The 20,369-nt window shown below is 63.5% G+C and carries 20 protein-coding genes; 8 read left to right on the top strand and 12 right to left on the bottom strand.

Going from position 1 to position 20,369, the window contains the following annotated elements; genetic code table 11:
* The first annotated feature begins 33 nt into the window (after positions 1–33).
* Positions 34–921 carry an EamA family transporter RarD gene (gene rarD, locus J4E53_RS13920; protein ID WP_103309916.1) on the top strand — a complete coding sequence of 296 codons (888 nt, stop codon included), beginning with the start codon at positions 34–36 and terminating at the stop codon, positions 919–921.
* 217 nt (positions 922–1,138) lie between these two features.
* Here rarD and J4E53_RS13915 read toward each other — a convergent pair whose 3' ends face one another.
* Entirely contained in the window at positions 1,139–1,657 is a 519-nt protein-coding gene (locus tag J4E53_RS13915) for a glycine cleavage system protein R (protein WP_103309914.1), read from the bottom strand.
* Between the two features lie 430 nt (positions 1,658–2,087).
* On the opposite strand from J4E53_RS13915, the gene J4E53_RS13910 reads away from it, so the two are divergent.
* Entirely contained in the window at positions 2,088–4,265 is a 2,178-nt protein-coding gene (locus J4E53_RS13910; protein ID WP_103309913.1) for a malate synthase G, read from the top strand.
* Positions 4,266–4,448: 183 nt separating this feature from the next.
* Here J4E53_RS13910 and J4E53_RS13905 read toward each other — a convergent pair whose 3' ends face one another.
* Positions 4,449–4,895 carry a response regulator gene (locus tag J4E53_RS13905; RefSeq protein ID WP_060740319.1) on the bottom strand — a complete coding sequence of 149 codons (447 nt, stop codon included), beginning with the start codon at positions 4,893–4,895 and terminating at the stop codon, positions 4,449–4,451.
* A gap of 259 nt (positions 4,896–5,154) precedes the next feature.
* Here J4E53_RS13905 and J4E53_RS13900 point away from each other — a divergent pair, with 259 nt between their 5' ends.
* The 5 genes from J4E53_RS13900 to J4E53_RS13880 all read left to right on the top strand — a co-directional run bounded on the left by J4E53_RS13900 (position 5,155) and on the right by J4E53_RS13880 (position 10,357).
* On the top strand, positions 5,155–7,089 hold the full coding sequence (locus tag J4E53_RS13900) for a putative nucleotidyltransferase substrate binding domain-containing protein (protein WP_305882487.1): 1,935 nt from the start codon (positions 5,155–5,157) through the stop codon (positions 7,087–7,089).
* Positions 7,086–7,793 carry a PolC-type DNA polymerase III gene (locus J4E53_RS13895; RefSeq protein ID WP_060740317.1) on the top strand — a complete coding sequence of 236 codons (708 nt, stop codon included), beginning with the start codon at positions 7,086–7,088 and terminating at the stop codon, positions 7,791–7,793. Before J4E53_RS13900 ends, J4E53_RS13895 begins: the two co-directional genes overlap by 4 nt.
* A 244-nt stretch (positions 7,794–8,037) precedes the next feature.
* Complete coding sequence (locus J4E53_RS13890; protein ID WP_103309911.1) at positions 8,038–8,556, top strand: RNA polymerase sigma factor; 519 nt, start codon at positions 8,038–8,040, stop codon at positions 8,554–8,556.
* Entirely contained in the window at positions 8,553–9,524 is a 972-nt protein-coding gene (locus J4E53_RS13885) for a FecR family protein (protein ID WP_103309910.1), read from the top strand. Before J4E53_RS13890 ends, J4E53_RS13885 begins: the two co-directional genes overlap by 4 nt.
* A gap of 155 nt (positions 9,525–9,679) precedes the next feature.
* Entirely contained in the window at positions 9,680–10,357 is a 678-nt protein-coding gene (locus tag J4E53_RS13880) for a Crp/Fnr family transcriptional regulator (protein WP_060742093.1), read from the top strand.
* A gap of 131 nt (positions 10,358–10,488) precedes the next feature.
* Here J4E53_RS13880 and J4E53_RS13875 read toward each other — a convergent pair whose 3' ends face one another.
* The 8 genes from J4E53_RS13875 to norR form a co-directional block, all read right to left on the bottom strand.
* A complete protein-coding gene (locus J4E53_RS13875; protein ID WP_103309908.1) occupies positions 10,489–10,863 on the bottom strand; it encodes a putative zinc-binding protein in 375 nt (124 codons plus the stop codon).
* On the bottom strand, positions 10,863–11,333 hold the full coding sequence (locus tag J4E53_RS13870; RefSeq protein WP_060742091.1) for an SCP2 domain-containing protein: 471 nt from the start codon (positions 11,331–11,333) through the stop codon (positions 10,863–10,865). The genes J4E53_RS13875 and J4E53_RS13870 overlap by 1 nt, the downstream gene beginning before the upstream one ends.
* Entirely contained in the window at positions 11,327–12,217 is an 891-nt protein-coding gene (locus tag J4E53_RS13865) for a U32 family peptidase (RefSeq protein ID WP_103309906.1), read from the bottom strand. Before J4E53_RS13865 ends, J4E53_RS13870 begins: the two co-directional genes overlap by 7 nt.
* Before the next feature lie 10 nt (positions 12,218–12,227).
* Complete coding sequence (locus J4E53_RS13860) at positions 12,228–13,223, bottom strand: peptidase U32 family protein (protein WP_060742089.1); 996 nt, start codon at positions 13,221–13,223, stop codon at positions 12,228–12,230.
* An 81-nt stretch (positions 13,224–13,304) separates the two neighbouring features.
* A complete protein-coding gene (gene glp / locus J4E53_RS13855; RefSeq protein WP_103309922.1) occupies positions 13,305–14,540 on the bottom strand; it encodes a gephyrin-like molybdotransferase Glp in 1,236 nt (411 codons plus the stop codon).
* The gene (moaB, locus tag J4E53_RS13850; RefSeq protein ID WP_103309904.1) at positions 14,537–15,091 is read right to left on the bottom strand and encodes a molybdenum cofactor biosynthesis protein B; all 555 of its coding nucleotides are present in this window, start codon (positions 15,089–15,091) and stop codon (positions 14,537–14,539) included. Before moaB ends, glp begins: the two co-directional genes overlap by 4 nt.
* Positions 15,092–15,178: 87 nt before the next feature.
* A complete protein-coding gene (gene pdxH, locus J4E53_RS13845; RefSeq protein ID WP_103309902.1) occupies positions 15,179–15,826 on the bottom strand; it encodes a pyridoxamine 5'-phosphate oxidase in 648 nt (215 codons plus the stop codon).
* A 206-nt stretch (positions 15,827–16,032) separates the two neighbouring features.
* Positions 16,033–17,565, bottom strand: coding sequence for a nitric oxide reductase transcriptional regulator NorR (gene norR, locus J4E53_RS13840; RefSeq protein WP_103309900.1), 1,533 nt, complete (start codon positions 17,563–17,565; stop codon positions 16,033–16,035).
* A 158-nt stretch (positions 17,566–17,723) separates the two neighbouring features.
* Here norR and ytfE point away from each other — a divergent pair, with 158 nt between their 5' ends.
* The gene (gene ytfE, locus J4E53_RS13835) at positions 17,724–18,398 is read left to right on the top strand and encodes an iron-sulfur cluster repair protein YtfE (RefSeq protein ID WP_103309899.1); all 675 of its coding nucleotides are present in this window, start codon (positions 17,724–17,726) and stop codon (positions 18,396–18,398) included.
* Between the two features lie 140 nt (positions 18,399–18,538).
* On the opposite strand, the gene J4E53_RS13830 is transcribed toward ytfE, so the two are convergent.
* Positions 18,539–18,976 (bottom strand): hypothetical protein, encoded by a 438-nt coding sequence (locus J4E53_RS13830; protein ID WP_103309897.1) that lies wholly within the window; start codon positions 18,974–18,976, stop codon positions 18,539–18,541.
* A 25-nt stretch (positions 18,977–19,001) separates the two neighbouring features.
* Positions 19,002–20,192 carry an NnrS family protein gene (locus J4E53_RS13825; RefSeq protein WP_103309895.1) on the bottom strand — a complete coding sequence of 397 codons (1,191 nt, stop codon included), beginning with the start codon at positions 20,190–20,192 and terminating at the stop codon, positions 19,002–19,004.
* Positions 20,193–20,369: the final 177 nt, after the last annotated feature.

Genomic DNA, 20,369 nt, shown 5'->3' with positions numbered 1-20,369 from the left:
TCCCTTTGTTAGCTGCCTAAGCAAGGATTCTGCATGCAAGCCGCCAACCCGCGTCGCGGGTATATCCTGGGCCTGAGTGCCTACATCATCTGGGGTCTGTTCCCGATCTACTTCAAGGCCATCGCCAGCGTGCCGTCAGTGGAAATCATCATCCATCGGGTGCTGTGGTCGGCCCTGTTCGGTGCGGCATTGCTGCTGGTCTGGAAGCACCCGGGCTGGTGGCGCGAACTGCGTGACAATCCACAGCGCCTGGCGATTCTCGCCCTGAGCGGGACACTGATCGCAGCCAACTGGCTGACCTACGTCTGGGCGGTGAACAACGAACGCATGCTCGAAGCCAGCCTGGGTTACTACATCAACCCGCTGGTGAATGTGTTGCTGGGCATGTTGATCCTCGGCGAGCGCCTGCGCCGCATGCAATGGCTGGCGGTGGGGCTGGCGGCCGTCGGCGTGGCGCAGCAGGTCTGGCAAGTGGGCAGCCTGCCGTGGGTGTCGCTGGTACTGGCGCTGACCTTCGGTTTCTATGGGTTGATCCGCAAACAAGCGCCGGTCAAGGCATTGCCGGGGCTGGTGGTGGAAACCTGGATGCTGGTGCCGATCGCCATCGCCTGGTTGCTGTTCAATCCCACGGCCACCAGTGCCCAGGCCGCGTTCTGGACCACCTCCGAAGCCTGGTGGCTGGTGGCGGCCGGCCCCGTGACACTGGTTCCACTGGTGTGCTTCAACGCCGCGGCCCGGCATTTGCCCTACACCACCCTGGGGTTTCTCCAGTACATCGCACCGACGCTGGTGCTGTTGCTCGCCGTGCTGCTGTTCGGTGAGCACCTGTCGTCCAGCACGCTGGTGGCGTTCCTGTTCATCTGGGCCGGGCTGGCGGTGTACAGCGTCGATGCGGTGATCAGCATGCGCCGGCGCAGCTGATCAAAAAACGCACAACCCTCTACAGGCCACGTGCGCCGTGGCCTGCGCTTATCCTTCCCAAGGTTATCCACAGCGTGATCCCCGCCGTTTGTGCACAAGCCCTTGAAAACTGGTGATTTTTTGATCATTGGCCGCTGAGCCCCGGCGGGCCTGGGCTGGAGCTGGGTCTCTACAGGTTATCCACAGGCAGGCGCAGTTTTTCCTTGGATAACCTTCATTACACTTCGTCGCTGAGCTTGAGCTCCACCATCAACTCATCGGCCAAGGTTTCCAGACGTTCCTGCAAGGTCTCCAGGGACAAGGTCAAAGGCACGCCCAGGATCGCTTCGGCATGAAACAGCAGCTCACTGCTCATCGGTGCCGGCCGGACATGGGTCACCAGACGCTCGACATTGACGCCCTGCTCGCTCAACAACCGGGTGATGTCCCGTACGATACCGGGACGATCGTTGCCCACCAACTCCATGGTGATGGGTTTCCAGGTGCAGGACTCCTCAACGGCGCTTTCAGCGATCAATACGTGGATGCCGTGGGCTGCCAGCCCCTGCAAGGCCTCGATCAATTCTTCATGGGCCTCGGCCGGGGCGCTGAAGCGCACGATCCCGGCAAATTGCCCGGCCAGGTGCGCCATGCGGCTTTCCAGCCAGTTGCCGCCATGTTCGGCAATGCACTCGGCGATGCGCTCGACCTGCCCGAGCTTGTCCGGGGCGAAAACAGTGATGACGAGGTGGTCCATGGCGCAGTCCTCTTGTGGTGGAAGGAACAGTATAGGCAGGACGCGCAAGTGCTGTGTGCTCACGCCAATCGTGTACAAGTTTTAATATTTATCTGGAACAATCCACAGTTTTTTTGAGAACATCAGAAGCCGCGCCGTGACTGTACTGCTTTAGTCGGTCGCGGAACGACGCAATTAGTCTAATTTTCACAACCGCAATTGATCATGTAGTATGCCGCAGCGCGCACTACATAATCGTGATACCCCTGTTGTACCGATGTCTGCTTAAGGCCAGTCGCATCCCTGAAAAGCCCCGTCAGCAAGGCTTGAATACCCAGCCGCCAGCGATGGCATGTACTGGTTCCGGGGTTTGTGGTTTAAATGTCCCGAGGCTTCATTGTCAAAATCGAAGAGCTGAAAAGCGAAATAGCTGAGCAGAGTGAGGCAAGCAATGACTGAACACGTTCAAGTCGGTGGCCTGCAGGTCGCCAAAGTCCTGTTCGACTTCGTGAATAACGAAGCCATTCCCGGAACCGGCCTCACCGCCGGCGCATTCTGGGCCGGTGCCGACAAGGTCATCCACGACCTGGCCCCGAAGAACCAAGCCCTACTCGCCAAACGCGATGATTTCCAGGCGCGGATCGATGCCTGGCACCAGGCCCGTGCCGGCCAGGCCCACGACGCCGTGGCTTACAAAGCCTTCCTGCAAGACATTGGCTATCTGCTGCCAGAAGCGGCGGATTTCCAGGCCACGACCCAGAACGTCGATGACGAAATCGCCCGCATGGCCGGTCCACAGCTGGTGGTACCGGTGATGAACGCCCGTTTCGCCCTCAATGCCTCGAACGCCCGCTGGGGTTCGCTGTACGACGCGTTGTACGGCACCGATGCCATCAGCGAAGCCGATGGCGCGGAAAAAGGCAAAGGCTACAACAAGGTGCGTGGCGACAAGGTCATCGCCTTCGCCCGCGCCTTCCTCGACGAAGCGGCCCCCCTGGCGGCCGGCTCCCATGTCGACTCCACCGCGTATAAAATCGTCGACGGCAAACTGGTCGTGGCCCTCAAGGGCGGCAGCAACAGCGGCCTGCGTGACGATGCCCAGTTGATCGGCTTCCAGGGCGATGCCTCGGCACCGACCGCCGTGCTGCTGAAACACAACGGCCTGCACTTCGAAATCCAGATCGATGCCAGCACGCCCGTCGGCCAGACCGATGCCGCCGGCGTCAAAGACATCCTGATGGAAGCCGCGCTGACCACCATCATGGACTGCGAAGACTCGGTCGCCGCCGTCGACGCCGATGACAAAGTGGTGATCTATCGCAACTGGCTCGGCTTGATGAAGGGCGACCTGTCGGAAGAAGTCGCCAAGGGCGGCCAGAGGTTTACCCGGACCATGAACCCTGACCGTGTCTACACCGCCGTCGACGGCTCGGGCGTGACCCTGCACGGCCGCTCGCTGCTGTTCGTGCGTAACGTCGGCCATCTGATGACCATCGACGCGATCCTGGACAAGCACGGCAACGAAGTGCCGGAAGGCATCCTCGACGGCCTGGTCACCAGCCTGGCGGCGATCCACAGCCTCAACGGCAACACCTCGCGCCGCAACAGCCGCACCGGCTCGGTGTACATCGTCAAGCCGAAGATGCACGGCCCGGAAGAAGCCGCGTTCACCAACGAGCTGTTCGGTCGCGTCGAAGACGTGCTGAACCTGCCGCGCAACACCCTCAAGGTCGGGATCATGGACGAGGAGCGCCGTACCACGGTCAACCTCAAGGCCTGCATCAAGGCCGCCAGCGAACGCGTGGTGTTCATCAACACCGGCTTCCTCGACCGTACCGGCGATGAAATCCACACCTCCATGGAAGCCGGCCCGATGGTGCGCAAGGCCGACATGAAAGCCGAGAAGTGGATCGGCGCCTATGAAAACTGGAACGTCGATATCGGCTTGAGCACCGGCCTGCAAGGTCGCGCGCAAATCGGCAAGGGCATGTGGGCGATGCCGGACCTGATGGCCGCGATGCTCGAACAGAAAATCGCTCATCCGCTGGCCGGTGCCAACACCGCCTGGGTTCCCTCGCCGACCGCCGCCGCCCTGCACGCGCTGCATTACCACAAGGTCGACGTGTTCGCTCGCCAGGCCGAACTGGCCAAGCGTGCTCGCGCTTCGGTGGACGACATCCTGACCATCCCGCTGGCCGTCAACCCGAACTGGACGCCGGAACAGATCAAGAACGAACTGGACAACAATGCCCAGGGCATCCTTGGCTACGTGGTGCGCTGGATCGACCAGGGCGTCGGCTGCTCCAAGGTGCCGGACATCAACGACATCGGCCTGATGGAAGACCGTGCGACGCTGCGTATCTCCAGCCAGCACATCGCCAACTGGCTGCGCCACGGCATCGTTACGCAAGACCAGGTGATGGAAAGCCTCAAGCGCATGGCGCCAGTGGTCGACCGCCAGAACGCCAGCGACCCGCTGTACCGTCCACTGGCGCCAGACTTCGACAGCAACATCGCCTTCCAGGCGGCGGTCGAACTGGTGATCGAAGGCACGAAGCAACCTAACGGCTACACCGAGCCGGTGCTGCACCGTCGCCGTCGCGAGTTCAAGGCCGCCAATGGCTTGTGATTGAGCGGTAGACGCGGCACAAAAAAAGCCCTGATCGAAAGATCAGGGCTTTTTCATGCCCCTGTGGGAGCGAGCTTGCTCGCGATAGCGGTGTGGCAGTCAATGGAGATGTTGAATGTCAGGCCGCCATCGCGAGCAAGCTCGCTCCCACATTTGAATGACGCCAGTCCTCGGCGGACGGTCTTAAAGATCCATCCCCAACTCATGCTTGACCAACCCCAGCAGTTTGTCGGTATCGATCGGCTTGAGCAGAAAGTCCACCACGCTCAAGTGCATGGCTTCGATGGCGTCCTTCACGTCGGCATCGCCTGACACAATGATGATCGGCAGCGCTGCCCGCTCGGACTCGCGCACCAAGCGGACCAGTTCCAGGCCATCGACATTGCCCATGCGCAGGTCGGTGATCAGCAGGCCGATCGACGGCTTGGTTTCCAGCATCTTGAGTGCCGTTTCGCCGCTGGCGGCGGTCATGCAGTGAATCCCGTCCAATGCCAGGATCTCCGACAACAGCTCACGGGCGTCCTTATCGTCATCAACGATCAAGACGCGCTGCGGCGGCAAGTCAGGTTCCAACATGACGGCACTCAGCGCCTCGCGCTCGGCGTCACTCAAAATATCGTGGTCGGACATGGTGCTCTCTACGTTCTTTAAATCGATCCCCTGGCACAGTGGTCAGACATCGTTCTGCGGCGCTTCAATGTGCACTTCGTCGGATTTTTTTCCAAGAACATTCAATGAAGATTTTTCTGACGCTTGGCGTAAGACTTTTCTGTGAGTCCGGCCCTTAGGCCGCGACCTAGACTTACGTCCAATGGGCACCCCGCGCTGAGGGGCCGACCATGGAGAACAGATCCGACCACAACAATTCGAATAAGACTGCGTAATGGTTATGAAAAAAGCGGACGCCTTCATCCAGGCAGGGAAAACCGCGGTGTTGCAAAACATCCAGGGGACGCTGCAGTTTCTCCAGCGCTTTCCGCCGTTCAATCAAATGGAAAATGCCCACCTGGCCTATCTGGTGGAGCAATGTCTGCTGCGTTTCTACGCCCCGGGCGACACCATCATCAAACCGGCCGACGGCCCGGTGGAGCACTTTTACATCGTCAAGCAGGGCCGGGTGGTGGGCGAACGCCCGCATTCGGCCAAGGGTGGCACCGAGACCACCTTCGAGATCACCACCGGCGAATGTTTCCCCCTGGCCGCGCTGCTGGGCGAGCGGGCCACGCGCACCGAACACCGGGCCGGCGAAGACACGTTCTGCCTGCAACTGAACAAACTGGCCTTCATCAAGCTCTTCGCCCTGTCCGCCCCGTTTCGCGATTTCGCCCTGCGCGGGGTCAGCAGCCTGCTCGACCAGGTCAACCAACAGGTCCAGCAGAAATCCGCGCAAACCCTGGGCACCCAGTACTCCCTCAATACGCGGCTGGGTGAACTGGCGATGCGTCATCCAGTGAGCTGCAGCCCGGACACGCCGCTGCGCGAAGCCGTGAAACTGATGCACGAGCAGCAGGTCGGCAGCATCGTGGTGGTCAATGAGCAAAAGGCGCCGGTGGGAATTTTCACTTTGCGCGACCTGCGGCAGGTGGTGGCCGATGGTTCCGGGGACTTTTCCCAGGCCATCGCAGGCCACATGACCCAGGCCCCCTTCTTCCTTTCGCCGGACCACAGCGCCTTCGACGCGGCCATCGCCATGACCGAGCGCCACATCGCCCACGTCTGCCTGGTCAAGGACCAGCGCCTGTGTGGCGTGGTCTCGGAGCGCGATCTGTTTTCCTTGCAGCGCGTCGACCTGGTGCACCTGGCCCGGACCATCCGCAACGCCCCCAGGGTGGAAAACCTCGTGGCCCTGCGCGGCGAGATCGGCCAACTGGTGGAGCGCATGCTGGCCCACGGTGCGTCGTCGACCCAGATCACCCACATCATCACCCTGCTCAACGACCACACGGTGTGCCGCGTCATCGAGCTGACCCTGGCCGACAAAGGCGACCCGGGTGTGCCGTTCAGTTGGCTGTGTTTCGGCAGTGAAGGCCGGCGCGAGCAAACCCTGCACACCGACCAGGACAACGGCATATTGTTCGAAGCCCGGGACGCCGCCCATGCCGCGCAGATCCGCGGCCTGCTGCTGCCCATCGCCCAACAGATCAACCAGAGCCTGGCCCTGTGCGGCTTCACCTTGTGCAAGGGCAACATCATGGCCGGCAACCCCGAGCTGTGCCTGTCCCGCGCCGAATGGGCCCGGCGCTTCGCGTCATTCATTCGCGAAGCGACGCCGGAAAACCTGCTGGGCTCGAGCATCTATTTCGACTTGCGGGTGGTCTGGGGCGATGAGCAAGGTTGCGAGCAGTTGCGCCAGCAGATCCTTGGTCAAGTGGCCGACAATCGCCTGTTCCAGCGCATGATGGCCGAGAATGCGCTGCGTCATCGCCCACCGGTGGGACGCTTCAGGGACTTCGTGCTGAGCCGCAAGAATGGCGAAAAGGCGACCCTGGACTTGAAAGTGCAGGGCCTGACGCCCTTCGTCGACGGCGCCCGCCTGCTGGCCCTGGCCAACGGCATCGAAGCCAACAATACCCTGGAACGCCTGCGGCAACTGGTCGTCAAGGAAGTGATCGAACCGCTCGATGGCGCGGCCTATGAAGAGGCCTATCACTTCATCCAGCAGACCCGCATGCAGCAACACCAACTGCAAACTCGCGAGAACCTGCCCTATTCCAACCGCGTCGACCCCGACAGCCTCAACCATCTGGACCGACGCATCCTGCGCGAATCCCTGCGCCAGGCCCAACGCCTGCAAAGCAGCCTGACGCTGAGGTACCAGTTGTGAACCTGTTTTCCTGGCTGCGCCCGGCCCAGCCGACATTGCCCGACGCACTGCAACAGCGCCTGGAGCGCCTGCCCGCGCCCTCGCCACTGGGCGAAGGCGACCTGCGGGCGCAACGCTGGGTCGTCCTGGACCTGGAAACCACCGGGTTGAACCTGAACAAGGACCAGGTGCTGTCCATCGGCGCGGTGGTCATCGAAGACGGTGCCATCGACTTCAGCCAGCAATTCGAACGTACCTTGCAGTGCAATCAGCAAAAGCTCGGGCCCAGTGTGTTGATCCATGGCCTGGCGCCCAGTGCCATCGCCGCCGGCAGCGACCCGGCCGAGGCGCTGCTGGCGTTCATGGCGTTCGTGGGCGACAGCCCGCTGCTGGCCTTTCACGCGCCGTTCGATTCCCACATGCTCGGGCGCGCCTTGAAAGACCATCTGGGCTATCGCCTGCAGCATCCGTTCCTCGACGTGGCGGACCTGGCCCCGATGCTTTGTCCACAAGCCAACCTGCGCAAGTCCGGCCTGGACGAGTGGATCGACTGGTTCAAGCTGCAAGTCTTCGACCGCCACAACGCCAGCGCCGACGCCCTGGCCACGGCGGAACTGGCGCTGATCCTGTTCAGCCGCGCCCGCCAGCAACAGATCCACAGCCCGCTTGACCTGCAACAGCGCCTGGGCCAGTGGAAACGGCGGCAGCAGGCGCCTTCGCTTTAAATCCTCTGCTCCGAGGGTGGTTCCCTGTGGGAGCAAGGCTTGCCCGCGATGGCATCGCTTGGGATTGAGAGACTGACCGAGTCGCCTGCATCGCGGGCAAGCCTTGCTCCCACAGACTCATGCAGACCCACAAACTCACGCCGGCCCCACAGATCGGGTCCCGACCAGCGCCAATTGCTTTCCCGCCCCCGCCTCTGCCACAATCGCGAACAATTCTCGTTACTTAAAACATCGGTGATGCTCCGTGTCGTCAGTTCCTAGCCCCCACAGTGATTTGGTTGGTGCGTTGTACCGTGACCATCGCGCTTGGCTATTGGCATGGCTGCGACGCAACGTGGCGTGTGCGCACCGGGCGGAAGACCTGAGCCAGGACACTTTTGTGCGCTTGCTGGGACGCGAGGACCTGAAGACGCCCCGCGAGGCCCGGGCATTTCTGGTGGCCATCGCCAAGGGCCTGTTGTTCGATTATTTCCGTCGAGCGGCATTGGAGCAGGCTTACCTCACCGAACTGATGCTGATCCCCGAGGCCGAGCAGCCCTCGGTGGAAGAACAGCAAATCATCCTGGAAGACCTCAAGGCCATCGATCGCCTGCTCGGCAAACTGTCGAGCAAGGCCCGTGCAGCCTTCCTCTATAACCGCCTCGACGGCCTCGGCCACGCCGAAATCGCCGAGCGCCTGGGGGTTTCGGTGCCGCGGGTACGGCAGTACCTGGCCCAGGGCATCCGACAGTGCTACATCGCCCTGTACGGTGAACCGACATGAGCCAGGCCCATGCCAAACCGGTCTCGGCCAGCGTGCTGGATGCCGCCATTGCCTGGCAGTTGTCTTTGGACACGAGCAACGCCCAGGAGCATGAAGCGTTCGCCCGCTGGCATGCCGCCGATGAAGAACACGCCCGGGCCTGGCGGCAATTGGGCATGCTCGACCAGCGCTTCAGCGTGGCCAACGGGCCGGCGCGGGCGGCGTTGCTGCAATCGCGGGTGAGCATTCGTCGACGGATACGCAAGATCGGCAGCGGCCTGGCCAGCGTTGTCGCGGTCATCGGCCTGGCGTTGTTTGCCAGTGAACGTCTGCCGCTGGATTACTGGCTGGCCGATCAGCGCACCGCGACAGGCGAGCAACGCACCCTGCGCCTGAGCGACGGCACGCTGATCAACCTCAACACCCACAGTGCGCTGGACGTGCGTTTCGATGACAAGCAGCGCCGTATCGTCCTGCAGGAAGGCGAAATCCTGGTGGAAACCGGCCACGACGACCCGCGCCCGTTCATCGTCGAGACCCGCGAAGGCCGCCTGCGCGCGTTGGGCACACGATTCCTGGTCAAGCGTGAAGACGAAGGCACGCGCCTGAGCGTGTTGAAATCCGCCGTGGCGGCGCATCCCCAGGCCACGGACAGCGAACAGATCCTGCGCGAAGGCCAACAAGTGCTGATGCGTCGCGACGGCCTCGGGCCGACCGTTGCCCTGAGCCCCGGCGCCGATGCCTGGACCCGCGGCATGTTGGTGGTGGATAACGCGCGTCTTGAAGATCTGGTCCACGAGTTGGGACGCTATCGTCGCGGCTACCTGGGCGTCGAGCCACAAGTGGCCGATTTGCGCATCACCGGCAGTTTCCCGCTGCACGACACCGACCTGGCGCTGGCCGCCCTGCTGCCGACCTTGCCGGTGCAGGTCGAGCATCACACGCGGTGGTGGGTGGTGGTGGGGCCACGGGCTGAAGCCAAGCCCTGAATGGCTTTGTGTCAGGGATGGCCTCATCGCGAGCAAGCTCGCTCCCACAGGGTTTGTGCCTTGATCGAGAGGCCCTCCCTCTTCCGAGGTAGGCCTGCGGAGGCATAGGCCGGCGGCGTCTTGGGCCCTACCATGACGGCACGCGGAGGTACGCCATGCTGACCCACCCTTCCATCGTTTTACTGTTGCGTCGTCATCACCTGTTCAGCCAGTTGCCGGAGCGGGTCTTTGAAGATGTCTGCAACCTCGCCGTGCTCAAGCGCCTGGCCTGCAACAGCACGCTCATGCACCAAGGCGATCCGGCCAAGCGGTTTTTCTTGCTGGTCAGCGGCCAGATCAAGCTGTTCCGGGTCACTGGCGAGGGCCAGGAGAACCTGGTGGAAATCATCCAGCCCGGGCAGACCTTCGCCGAGGCCCTGCTGTTCAGCCAGGCCCGTTGCTACCCGGTCAGCGCATCGGCGATCAAGGAGAGTGTGCTGGTGAGTATCGAAGGCACCCATTACCGCAAGGCCCTGGAGGACCAGCCCAAGGTCTGCCTGGCGATCCTGGCGAGCATGAGCATCCACCTGCACCAGCGTCTCAAGGACATCGATAACCTCACACTGGCCAGCGCCAGTCGGCGGGTCATCAACTTTTTGCTCCAGGAGCGCGACCCACGGGACGGCCAGGTGGTCCTGCAGGTTTCCAAACGCCTGGTGGCCTCCAAACTGGGGATCCAGCCGGAAACCTTTTCGCGGATTCTTCATCGTCTGGTGGACGGCGGCCTGATCGCCATGGAGCGGCGCAACATTCGCATCCTGGCCGAAGAGGCGCTGGAGGCTTACCAGCAGTAGGAGCTGTCGAGTGCAACGAGGCTGCGATCTTTCCCCAGACACTTGAGTCTCAAGCAAAAGATCGCAGGCTTCGCCAGCTCCTACAGGACCCAGCGGGAGCAAGCTCCCTCGCCACGGGATCGGTGTTTGGCTCAGGGGCTTTGATCACCCCCTATCATCGCTATCAACCGCTCGAACAACGCATCGCCCTCCTCTTGCGTGCAATCGACCCCAAAACGCTTGCGCCAGCCCAACTGACTCAAAATCACATGCACATCCGCCTCCAGGTCATGCTGCTGCAAACACGCCTGCACGCACTGTAACGGGCAACCGTCCAGGGCAATGATCCGTCGCCCCGACCGCGCCTTGTTGACCAGTGGCGCCACATGCCCACCCACGCCAACGATGCAGGACATCTCGGCCAGGCCGGCGCGGTCCAGGCGCAGGGCGACGGTGTTGGCCAGTTGCGCCACGTTGGAACAACCGGAACAGGAGTACACCAAGGGCAATACGCTTGGGGCTTTCATCACACTGCTGCCAACCCCTTGCCCGCCCGTTCCAGATTGCGCCATAACCACGGCGGCAATACGTCCGGGTCGAGGCTGTCGATCAGGTTCTTCAAAGCCAGCCCCAGTTCGGTGTCGCCCTCGATCACCAACCGCCGCCGGAAGAACAACGTATCGGGGTCCTCCTGGCGGCTGGCCAGCAACAGGAATTCGCGCCAGTTGCCACTGATGGTGACCTGGGCCTCGGCGCGCTCGGCGATGCGCAATCCATCCCGCGCCAGAGTCAGGTACCAACACAATTTCAAGTCGGGCACCCGCAGGCACAACCAGCGCCCACGCAGCACATCGAACCCGCCATCGCGCAGCGGCTCGGCCAGGCAGCGATTGAGCGCCTGCTGCAACGCCAGGCGCTGCACCACGAACGGCACCTTGCCCACCAGGGGCAGCAAGCGGTCAGCGCCCTTGAGCACCCACTTCTTCGGACTCAGCACAGGCCCGCCTCCTCTACCTTCAACATGCCGGCATGGCCGTGCCAGTAGCCGTTGCACCCGTCGACGAACAGCGGAGGTGCCTCGCCCTGGCGAACCTTGTCGAAGGCCGTGACCACCTCGGCCATGCCCTGGGCGCGCGGGCTCAGCCGCAGCAGGTCGGCGCCGCAGGCCAGCAGCGCGTGGTAATCGGCCAGCAGGTTGGTCACCTCGCCGGACATCGTCTGGATGCCGTTGAGGGTGAACAACTGTTGGCCTTCCTGACTGCTCAACGCCAGGCCGTCGGGGTAGTTGATGCAACAGAACTGACAGTCGTCCTTGGGTCGGTTTTCGGCCCGGGCGGTAAAGCAGCGCGCCGAGTACGCCAAGGGCAGATGACCATAGGAAAAAATCTCCACTTCAGGCACCTCGCGGTCCATCTCCCGCACCTGCTCCAGCACGTCGCCGATCAGCGCCGCCGAGCACTCCACCGGTGGCACCCAACGGATCATTCCGCTGTCGAGCAATTGCCCCAGGGCATGGCCGTTGTACAGGTTCAGCGCCGGGCCGCCGACAAAGGGCAGCTTGCGTTCGGCCAGGAACTGCACCGCACCCATGTCGTTGGCTTCCACCAACAATTGGCCGTTGTCACACAGGCGTCGTAGCGAAGAAAGCTCCGAGGCCGCTTCGATCAGCGTCAGGCTCGACAACACGATCTGCGCCTGGCTACACGTTTGCAGCTCGCGCCCCAGGCCCAGCCATTGATCCAGGGAAAACGCCCGGCGCTTCGAGCACACGGTTTCCCCCAGGTAAATCACGTCCAGCGGCAAGGCCGACATCTCGGCATAGAAATTCCCCAGTTGCGCTTTGTCCCAATAAAACAGGACCGGTCCCAGGCTGAGTTTCATCTGGCCTCCTTCATTGCCATGATCGATGGTAGGCGCCCAGGGTGGTCTGGCTGCCTTCGGACAGACCAGCCAGCACCTGGCGCCATTCTTCCCGCACCCGGAACCGCTGCGGCGCGGCCTGGTGGGCATCCAGCGCGGCGCGCCAGACCCGGGTCACCTGTTCAACGTAGGCAGGGCTGCGCTGGCGGCCTTCGATTTTCACCGCTTCAACGCCGATGGCGGTCAGTTCCGGCAGCAGGTCGAGGGTGTCGAGGCTGGTGGGTTCTTCCAGCGCATGGAAGCGTTTGCCACCCACCAGGAAGCGGCCCTTGCACAGGGTCGGGTAACCGGCCGGTTCTTCGGGGGTGTAGCGGTCGATCAGCACCTCGCTCAAGCGTGCGCTGAGGCCTTGGGCGTCCTCGCTCCAGCGCACCGCCTTGGCGGGCGAGCAGACGCCGCACAGGTTCGGCGATTCGCCGGTGATGTAGGAAGACAAGTGGCAACGGCCCTCGGCCATGATGCACAGGCTGCCGAAACCGAAGACTTCGATAGGCACCGGGCTGCCCGCCGCCACCTGCCGCACCTGGGCCAGGGACAGTACCCGCGGCAGCACCGCGCGACGGATGTCATAGCGCTGGGCGTAAAAAGCCAGGGCCGCGGCGTGGGTCGCCGAGCCTTGTACCGACAGGTGCAGCGCCAGTTTCGGATGGCGCTGGCTGGCGTAGCCGAGCACGCCGGGGTCGGCGGCGATCAGGGCGTCCACGCCGAAATCGGCGGCACGGTCCACGGCCCGTTGCCAGCGCTCCCAGCCCTTGGGTTGCGGGTAAGTATTGACCGCCACGTACAGTTTGCGTTGGTGCTGACGGATATGCGCGACTGCGGCGTCGAACTGTTTGTCGTCCATATTCAGCCCGGCGAAGTGCCGGGCATTGGTGTCATCGCGAAAGCCGACATAGACGGCATCGGCGCCTTGGCGCACCGCCGCTTTGAGGGCAGGCAGATTCCCTGCCGGGCAAACCAGTTGCATGGGGCATCCTCGTGAGAAAACTAAGGCCGCCGCCAGTCTAGCCAGCCCTCGGCCGGCGACCTTGACGGCAATCAATTGCCGTCAATGCATCAGGTCAGTGAATGGCAGGTACAGCACCTTGTCGTGCTTGTGCAACTGCGCCTCGCACTCCACCACCGCCAGCCCATCGGCCCAGCACGCGGCCGTCAGCATCGCCGAACTTTGCTGCGGGTGCAGCGTCACGCACAGGTGACCGTTGGCATCCGCCACCAACCTGGCGCGCAAGTACTGTCGACGCCGGTTGCGCTTGAGCCAGTCGAACCCCGCCGGCAGTTGCAACGGCACCGGCAGGACATCGCCCATGCCCTGGGCCCGAAACAGGAACGGCCGCACGACGATCAGCGCGGTAATCAACGCCGCCGACGGATTGCCCGGCAGCCCGAGCCAAGGCTTGCCTTCCACATCGCCAAAGGCCAGGGGCTTGCCCGGCTGGATCGCCAGGCGCCAGAGGTCGATGCTGCCCAAGGCTTCGATGGCTTGCTTGAGGTGGTCCTCTTCACCCACCGAAACACCGCCCGATGTGATCAGCACATCGCATTCGGCCGCGGCCAGGCGCAACGCTTGCCGACTGGCCAATAACTGGTCGGGCATGACCCCGAAGTCATGCACCTCGACGCCCCAGCCGCGCAACAGCGCGGCGAGGCTATGGCGATTGCTGTTATAGATCTGCCCCGGCGCCAGTGGCTCGCCCGGCTCGCGCAGCTCATCGCCGCTGCTGAGCAAGCCCACTTGCAAGGGGCGATAGACGTCCACCTGAGGGACTCCGGCACCGGCGAGCAAACCCAACTCCTGGGCGCGCAGGCGCGTGCCGGCTTCAAGCAGCCGCTCTCCTCGACGCAGCTCCTCACCTTCCTTGCGCACATGCTCACCGCCGTTGACCGACGGCAACCAGACCCTCTCGCCATCGACCTGGCAGCTCTCCTGTGGCACCACCGTGTCGGCCCCCGGTGGCAGCGGCGCACCGGTAAAAATCCGCACGACCTGCCCGGCCTGCAACGGTTTGCCCGGCTCGTCACCGGCGGCGATGCGCCCGGCCAACGCCAGGTAGCCGCCGTCAACCGGCAGGTCAGCGGCCCGCAGGGCATAGCCGTCCATCGCGCTGTTGTCCCAGGCCGGCAGATTCATCGGGCACAGGATATCGGCAGCCAACACACGCGCCAGGGCCTGGTCCAGGCCGACCCGTTGCACGGGCGGTGGCGGCGGTGCCTGGTCGAGCAAATGCCGGATCGCCTCATCCACCGGCATCAGCACGCCGCTGTCGCACACCCGACCGCTCACGAGCGCGTCTCGCATGCGGCAGGGGCGATGCCGTCCTGGGGCTTGAGGTGCGGAGTGAAATTGCACGGGCCGGTGCGACTGTCCAGTTGCCCGGCCAGGATCTGCTTCCAACCGGTCCGACAAGCCCCCGGCGAGCCTGGCAAGCAACACACCAGCACGCCATTGCTCATGCCCGCCAATGCCCGCGATTGCAGGGTGGACATGCCAATCTCCGCCAGCGACACCTGGCGGAACAGCTCGCCGAAACCGTCCACCTGCTTGTCCAGCAACGGCGCCACGGCTTGGGGGGTGTTGTCGCGCGGGGTGAAACCAGTGCCGCCGGTCATCAACACCACCTGCACCTTGGGGTCGGCGATCCATTGGGAGACCTGGGCGCGGATCTGGTAGATATCGTCCTTCACCAGCCCGCGGTCGATGAGCACGTGCCCAGCTGTTTGCAGCAGGTCCGCCAGGGTCTGGCCCGAGGTGTCGGTGTCGAAGGTTCGTGTATCGCTGATGGTAAGGACCGCGATGTTCAGCGGTTGAAAGAGGCGTTGCGTCAGATGGGCCATGATCAGCCGTCCTGTCAGAAAAGATGGCCCAGCCTGAACCGCAATCGTTGCCGGGCCTATTCCTCCTTGGAGGTACCTCCCTTGGTATCAGGGTGCCAGGCGGCTACGCTGCCAGGCGCCATCGCGCAGACGGTAGTCGAGGCGATCGTGCAAACGGTCGGCGCGGCCCTGCCAGAACTCCAGGCGTTCGGGCCGCAGGCAATAACCGCCCCAATGGTCGGGACGCGGCACGGGTTGATCGGCGAAGCGTTGTTCCGTCTGCGCCAGCAAGGTTGCCAGCGCGGCCCGATCTGCCAGTGGGCGACTTTGTGGCGACGCCCAGGCACCCAGGCGACTGCCTGCGGAACGGGACTCGAAATAGGCATCCGACAGCGCCGGATCGAGTTTTTCGACCGGCCCTTCGATGCGTACTTGCCGCTCCAGCCCCGGCCAGAAAAACGTCATGGCCGCCCAGGGATTCGTCGCCAGGTCCTGTCCCTTGGCGCTTTCATAGTTGCCGAAAAACGAAAAACCCTGGGCGTCGAAACCCTTGAGCAACAGCACCCGACAATGGGGCCGGCCCTGCTCGTCCACCGTCGCCAGGGCCATGCTGTTGGCTTCCACCGGCGGGCTTTCGGTCTCGCGGGCTTGTTGCATCCAGAGCCCGAACAGGATCAGGGGATCGTCCGGTGCCTGGGCTTCATCCAGGCCGTCGAGGGTGTACTGGCGGCGCATTTTGGCCAGGGAAAGGGGCATGAGGGTGATCTCCACTATGGGTTTGGGCCAGTGTGGAGTCGACTGCGTTGGCGGGCCTTGATCGTTGTCAATGCCGGTTCTTGTGGTGAGTTGTAGGGCGCTATCGCGAGCAAGCTCGCTCCCACAGGTGATCTGCTGTGTTCACAAGATCCCTGTGGGAGCGAGCTTGCTCGCGATGAAGACAACGCGGTCCAACAGATCAACGGCTACTTGAGCCCCAACCGCCGCGCCAGCTTATGCAAGTTGCTCGGATCCACTTCCAACAGCCGCGCCGCCCCCGCCCAGTTCTGCCCGCAACGCTCCAGGGCGTTGAGGATCACCTGTCGCTGGCAACCATCGACCGCTTCGCTCAACGGCTGGATCGGTGCATTGGGCGCCTCCAGGGGTGCCTCCAGCAGTGCATGGACCGTGGCGGTATTGGCGTTGACATCCAAGTCCAGCACCTGCGGCTCCAGGGTCATGATCAGGCTGCGACTGGCACCACGACTCAGTTGCTTCAACGCGGCGCGACTGATCACGTGTTCCAGTTCCCGCACATTACCCGGCCAGCTGTACGCCAATAGCGCCTGTTCGGCCGCCGGTGACAGGCGCAAGCCGCGCAGGCCCAGTCGCGTGCGGTTCAGTTCGAGAAAGTGCCCGGCCAACATCAACACATCGTGGCCGCGCTCGCGCAACGGCGGGATCGGTACCGGGTAGACCGAAAGCCGGTGGTACAGGTCGGCGCGAAACAGCCCGTCGCGAATGCTGTCGGGCAAGTGCCGGTTGGTGGCGGCGATGATCCGCACATCGACGTGCAGCGGCTTGTCCGCCCCCAGGCGCTGGATCTCGCCGTTCTGCAGAGTGCGCAACAACTTGGCCTGTACGCTCAACGGCAATTCACCGACCTCATCGAGAAACAGCGTGCCACCGTTGGCCGCATCGAAACGCCCGGCGCGGTCGGTGGTCGCCCCGGAGAACGCGCCTTTGACGTGGCCGAACAACTCGCTTTCGGCCAGGGACTCGGGCAACGCCGCGCAGTTGACCTGGACCAGCGGCTTGTGACCGCGCCGGGACAGGCGATGCAAGCGGCGGGCAAACAGCTCCTTGCCCACACCGGTTTCCCCCAGCAACAACACCGGCAGTTCGGAGTCGGCCAGCACATCCAGCTCGTTGAGCAGTTGCTGCAAACCTTCACTGCGGCCAAGGATCTCGCCCTCCTCGGCTGGCAAGCGCAGGTCCGTCTGGTCGCTGCGCGATGCCCGCAGGCTACGGTTTTCCTGTTCAAGTCGAGTGACCCGCACCGCCGCCTCGATCTGCAAGGTACAGCGCTTGAGTTCCTCCCGGGCGCGGCTGTCGAAGGTGCCGGCGTGCAGCGCATCCAGGGTGATCGCGCCCCACAGCCGGCCTTCCACGTACAGGCTTACGCCCATGCAGTCATGCACCGGCAGCGGTTCACCAACGTGGTTGTCGAGCAAGCCGTCATAAGGGTCCGGCAAGCGACTGTCAGGCTCGAACCAGGTGGGCTCGCGCGAGGCCATGATCGCCGCCAGGCGCGGGTGCTGGGCAATCACGAAGCGCCGTCCCAGCGCCTCGTGGACCAGGCCCACGGTCGCCACGGGCCTGAGGCTGTCATCGTCCAGGCGCAGCAACCCCACGGCGCCACTGTTGAAGTATTCGCGCAGGGTCTGCACCAGGCGCTGCAATCGCACCGCATTGGGCAGCTCGACGATCAGGTCGGCGGCCAGGCTTTCACGCAGCATGGTTGTGATGACCCTCCAGGGTTCGTTTGACCCTTCGCAGTCAGGGTGACAATCACCCTGAAAAAAATTATTCGTTTACTTTCAGCCAGTTAAATCTGGCACGCCGGCTGCAAAGTCCACTCGTCTGTCCCTCCCGGGATTCAACCCAAGGAAACATGATGAGCCTCGAATTGCTGGACCAAAGCCTCGGCCAACTGGCCTGCGACATTCCCGGTGCCACCCGTACCTTCCATCATTACAACCTCGACTTCTGTTGCGGCGGGCAAAAATCCCTGCGCGAAGCCGCCCTGGTCAAAGGCCTGAACCCGCTGCTGATCGCCGACGCCCTGCGCACCCTGCAAGCCGCCGGCGAACTGGGCCATGACTGGCGCGACGAACCCCAGGCACTGTTGATTGCCCACATCCTGGAACGCTACCACGCCCGCCATCGCGACCAACTGCCGGAACTGATCCGCCTGGCCCGTCGCGTCGAGCAGGTCCATGGTGCGCGGCCCAGTTGCCCCAACGGCCTGGCCGATCACTTGCAGGACATGCATCAGGAACTCGAAGGCCACATGCTCAAGGAAGAACAGGTGCTGTTCCCGATGCTGCAACAGGGCCTGGGCGAACGGGCCTCGGCGCCGATCCAGGTGCTGCGCTACGAACACGACCAGCACGGTGAAGCCCTGGAAACCATGCTCGCCCTGACCGACCAGATCACCCCGCCCGCCGACGCCTGCAACACCTGGCGCGCCCTGTATCGCGGGCTGGTGGAGTTTCGCGACGACCTGATGCAGCACATCCACCTGGAAAACAATGTGCTGTTCGTCAATGCGATGAAGCCCACCCGCTAACCCTCAAACATTGCCCATTACGCCTGTGGGAGCAAAGCTTGCTCGCGATAGCGATGGTTCAGTCAACATTGATATCGACTGACACTGCGCCATCGCGAGCAAGCTTTGCTCCCACAGGCATTCGTTGCTCTCATCCCTACTCAAAACTGCCAATAGAACATCGCCTTGGCCAGCACGACGATCAACACCATGTGCCCCAGGATACTGCGGCGCAACCAGCAGGCTCGGTTCGGCGTCAGGCGGCCGCTCTTGAGCCAGTACGCCAGCCACAAATAGTGACCGATGATGCTCAGCGCCAGCAGGATCTTCAGGCTCAGCAGCAGGCCGAAGCTGTTGCTCAGCGGCTGGCTCAATGCGCCGCGATGCTGCCAGGCCAGGGCCATGCCGGCGCCGTACAGCAACAGCACCACGCCGTGCAGGACGTGTCGCGAGCGCTTGGCGATGGCCTGGTCGGCGGCGTCCTTGACACCTTGGACCAGGGGCCGGCGGGCGGCATGCCAGATAAAAACCTCGAAAAACAACGTGCCAATGAAGGCGATGGCCGCCAACAGGTGCGTGACCAGCAAGACTCCGTACATCATCGATCCCCTGCGCCCCCACGACTCATCCCGGATGCCCATCCACCCGGGCCTTCAGCAGCATCGGCCCGTAGCGCCAGGCGTATAGACCGAACGCCAATGTCCAGCACAGCCCCGCGAGCCACAGCCCGGCCAACGGCAACAGCAGCACCAACAGCACGCGGCTCAGGCACGCCAGGTTCAGCAGGATGAACGCCAGGGTCATGCCCGTCGGTGGCTCCAGGGCGCGCCCGGTATGGCCCAGGCTGACGCGGGCAATCATCGCCAGGATCAACCCGGCCATGGCGCCGATGGTCAGGCCGTGCACCGCCAGGCTCGGGTTCACCGGCACGCCGAAGTGCCACAGCGCCATGCCCAGGCAGGCCACCGCCAGCCAAGCGTAGGCCAGGTGCAACGACCACAGCAGCGGCACCCGCCACAAGTCACGATCATGCCAACGCACCAGTCGAATCCCATGCCCCACCGCCAATGCAGCGAACAACAGGCCGACCCAGGCGCTAGCCACCAGTGCCGGGCCGAAGGCATACAACAACGCCACCAGCGCCGACCCCGCCAGCAACAGGCGATCGAGCCACGGCCAAGGGGCCACGCCCTCGACCCGACCGAGGCCACGCTGGGTAAAGAATGGAATCACGCGCCCGCCGATCAAACCCATCATCGCCGCTACCAGCCACAGGCCGGTGAGCACGCTCTGGCGCTGCAAGCCCTCGTTGTGCTGCACCAGGCCGTACACGGATAAACCATCAGCGGCGGCCAACAGCAGCAATACCAGGACAATCGGGTAATTGCGCTTCTGCCGCACACGCCACAACGTCAGCCCCATCAACGCGGCGACCGCCAGGGCAAACCCCAGTTCCAGCAGCGTCAGCAACGGCCAGGGTGCATCGACCAGCCAAGCCAACCGCGCGCCCAGCCACAGCAGCGCCAGCGTGGCCAAGCGCTTGCCGCTGAGCCCCGGGGTGCCGGTCCAGGTCTGCACCGCCGTCAGCAGGAACCCGGCGATGATCGCCAGGCCGAAACCGAACAACAGTTCATGGCGGTGCCAGGCCAACCAACCGCCGGCTGGCTGCCAGGCCGACAAGCGCCCGGTAAACGCGGCGAGCCAAAAGGGAATGGCCAGCAGCGCCAGCACGCAACCGGCCAGAAAAAACGGCCGAAACGCCAGGCGCCACAGCGGCGCGATGGCCATGGCCTTGCGACGGTCAAGCACTTGCATACACCACTCCTTTGCCTCGCTGAACCGTCAGCGAGGTACGACAAACCAGGGTTCGAATGATCGGCTATCGACGCTGGCAGGCCTTGTCTCAGATCAAGCCAACCAGGTGCCTCGACCAGACACTTGCAAGGGGCTTGCCGAACCGGGTCGAGCCGCTCGCCAAATACCTCTGCCCCC

It is taken from the genome of Pseudomonas sp. FW305-28 (assembly GCF_017351395.1).
Taxonomy (GTDB): Bacteria; Pseudomonadota; Gammaproteobacteria; order Pseudomonadales; family Pseudomonadaceae; genus Aquipseudomonas; species Aquipseudomonas fluorescens_AA.
This window is presented reverse-complemented; position numbering and strand designations above follow the sequence as displayed.

Excerpts from the sequence above, each read along its gene's own strand:
- J4E53_RS13905 (WP_060740319.1), bottom strand. The coding sequence starts at position 4,895 with ATGTCCGACCACGATATTTTGAGTGACGCCGAGCGCGAGGCGCTGAGT.
- moaB (WP_103309904.1), bottom strand. The coding sequence starts at position 15,091 with ATGGCCCATCTGACGCAACGCCTCTTTCAACCGCTGAACATCGCGGTC.
- norR (WP_103309900.1), bottom strand. The coding sequence starts at position 17,565 with ATGCTGCGTGAAAGCCTGGCCGCCGACCTGATCGTCGAGCTGCCCAAT.
- J4E53_RS13875 (WP_103309908.1), bottom strand. The coding sequence starts at position 10,863 with ATGAAAGCCCCAAGCGTATTGCCCTTGGTGTACTCCTGTTCCGGTTGT.
- J4E53_RS13865 (WP_103309906.1), bottom strand. The coding sequence starts at position 12,217 with ATGAAACTCAGCCTGGGACCGGTCCTGTTTTATTGGGACAAAGCGCAA.
- J4E53_RS13885 (WP_103309910.1), top strand. The coding sequence starts at position 8,553 with ATGAGCCAGGCCCATGCCAAACCGGTCTCGGCCAGCGTGCTGGATGCC.
- J4E53_RS13915 (WP_103309914.1), bottom strand. The coding sequence starts at position 1,657 with ATGGACCACCTCGTCATCACTGTTTTCGCCCCGGACAAGCTCGGGCAG.
- J4E53_RS13900 (WP_305882487.1), top strand. The coding sequence starts at position 5,155 with ATGAAAAAAGCGGACGCCTTCATCCAGGCAGGGAAAACCGCGGTGTTG.
- pdxH (WP_103309902.1), bottom strand. The coding sequence starts at position 15,826 with ATGCCCCTTTCCCTGGCCAAAATGCGCCGCCAGTACACCCTCGACGGC.
- ytfE (WP_103309899.1), top strand. The coding sequence starts at position 17,724 with ATGAGCCTCGAATTGCTGGACCAAAGCCTCGGCCAACTGGCCTGCGAC.
- J4E53_RS13860 (WP_060742089.1), bottom strand. The coding sequence starts at position 13,223 with ATGCAACTGGTTTGCCCGGCAGGGAATCTGCCTGCCCTCAAAGCGGCG.
- J4E53_RS13910 (WP_103309913.1), top strand. The coding sequence starts at position 2,088 with ATGACTGAACACGTTCAAGTCGGTGGCCTGCAGGTCGCCAAAGTCCTG.
- J4E53_RS13825 (WP_103309895.1), bottom strand. The coding sequence starts at position 20,192 with ATGCAAGTGCTTGACCGTCGCAAGGCCATGGCCATCGCGCCGCTGTGG.
- J4E53_RS13880 (WP_060742093.1), top strand. The coding sequence starts at position 9,680 with ATGCTGACCCACCCTTCCATCGTTTTACTGTTGCGTCGTCATCACCTG.
- J4E53_RS13830 (WP_103309897.1), bottom strand. The coding sequence starts at position 18,976 with ATGTACGGAGTCTTGCTGGTCACGCACCTGTTGGCGGCCATCGCCTTC.
- rarD (WP_103309916.1), top strand. The coding sequence starts at position 34 with ATGCAAGCCGCCAACCCGCGTCGCGGGTATATCCTGGGCCTGAGTGCC.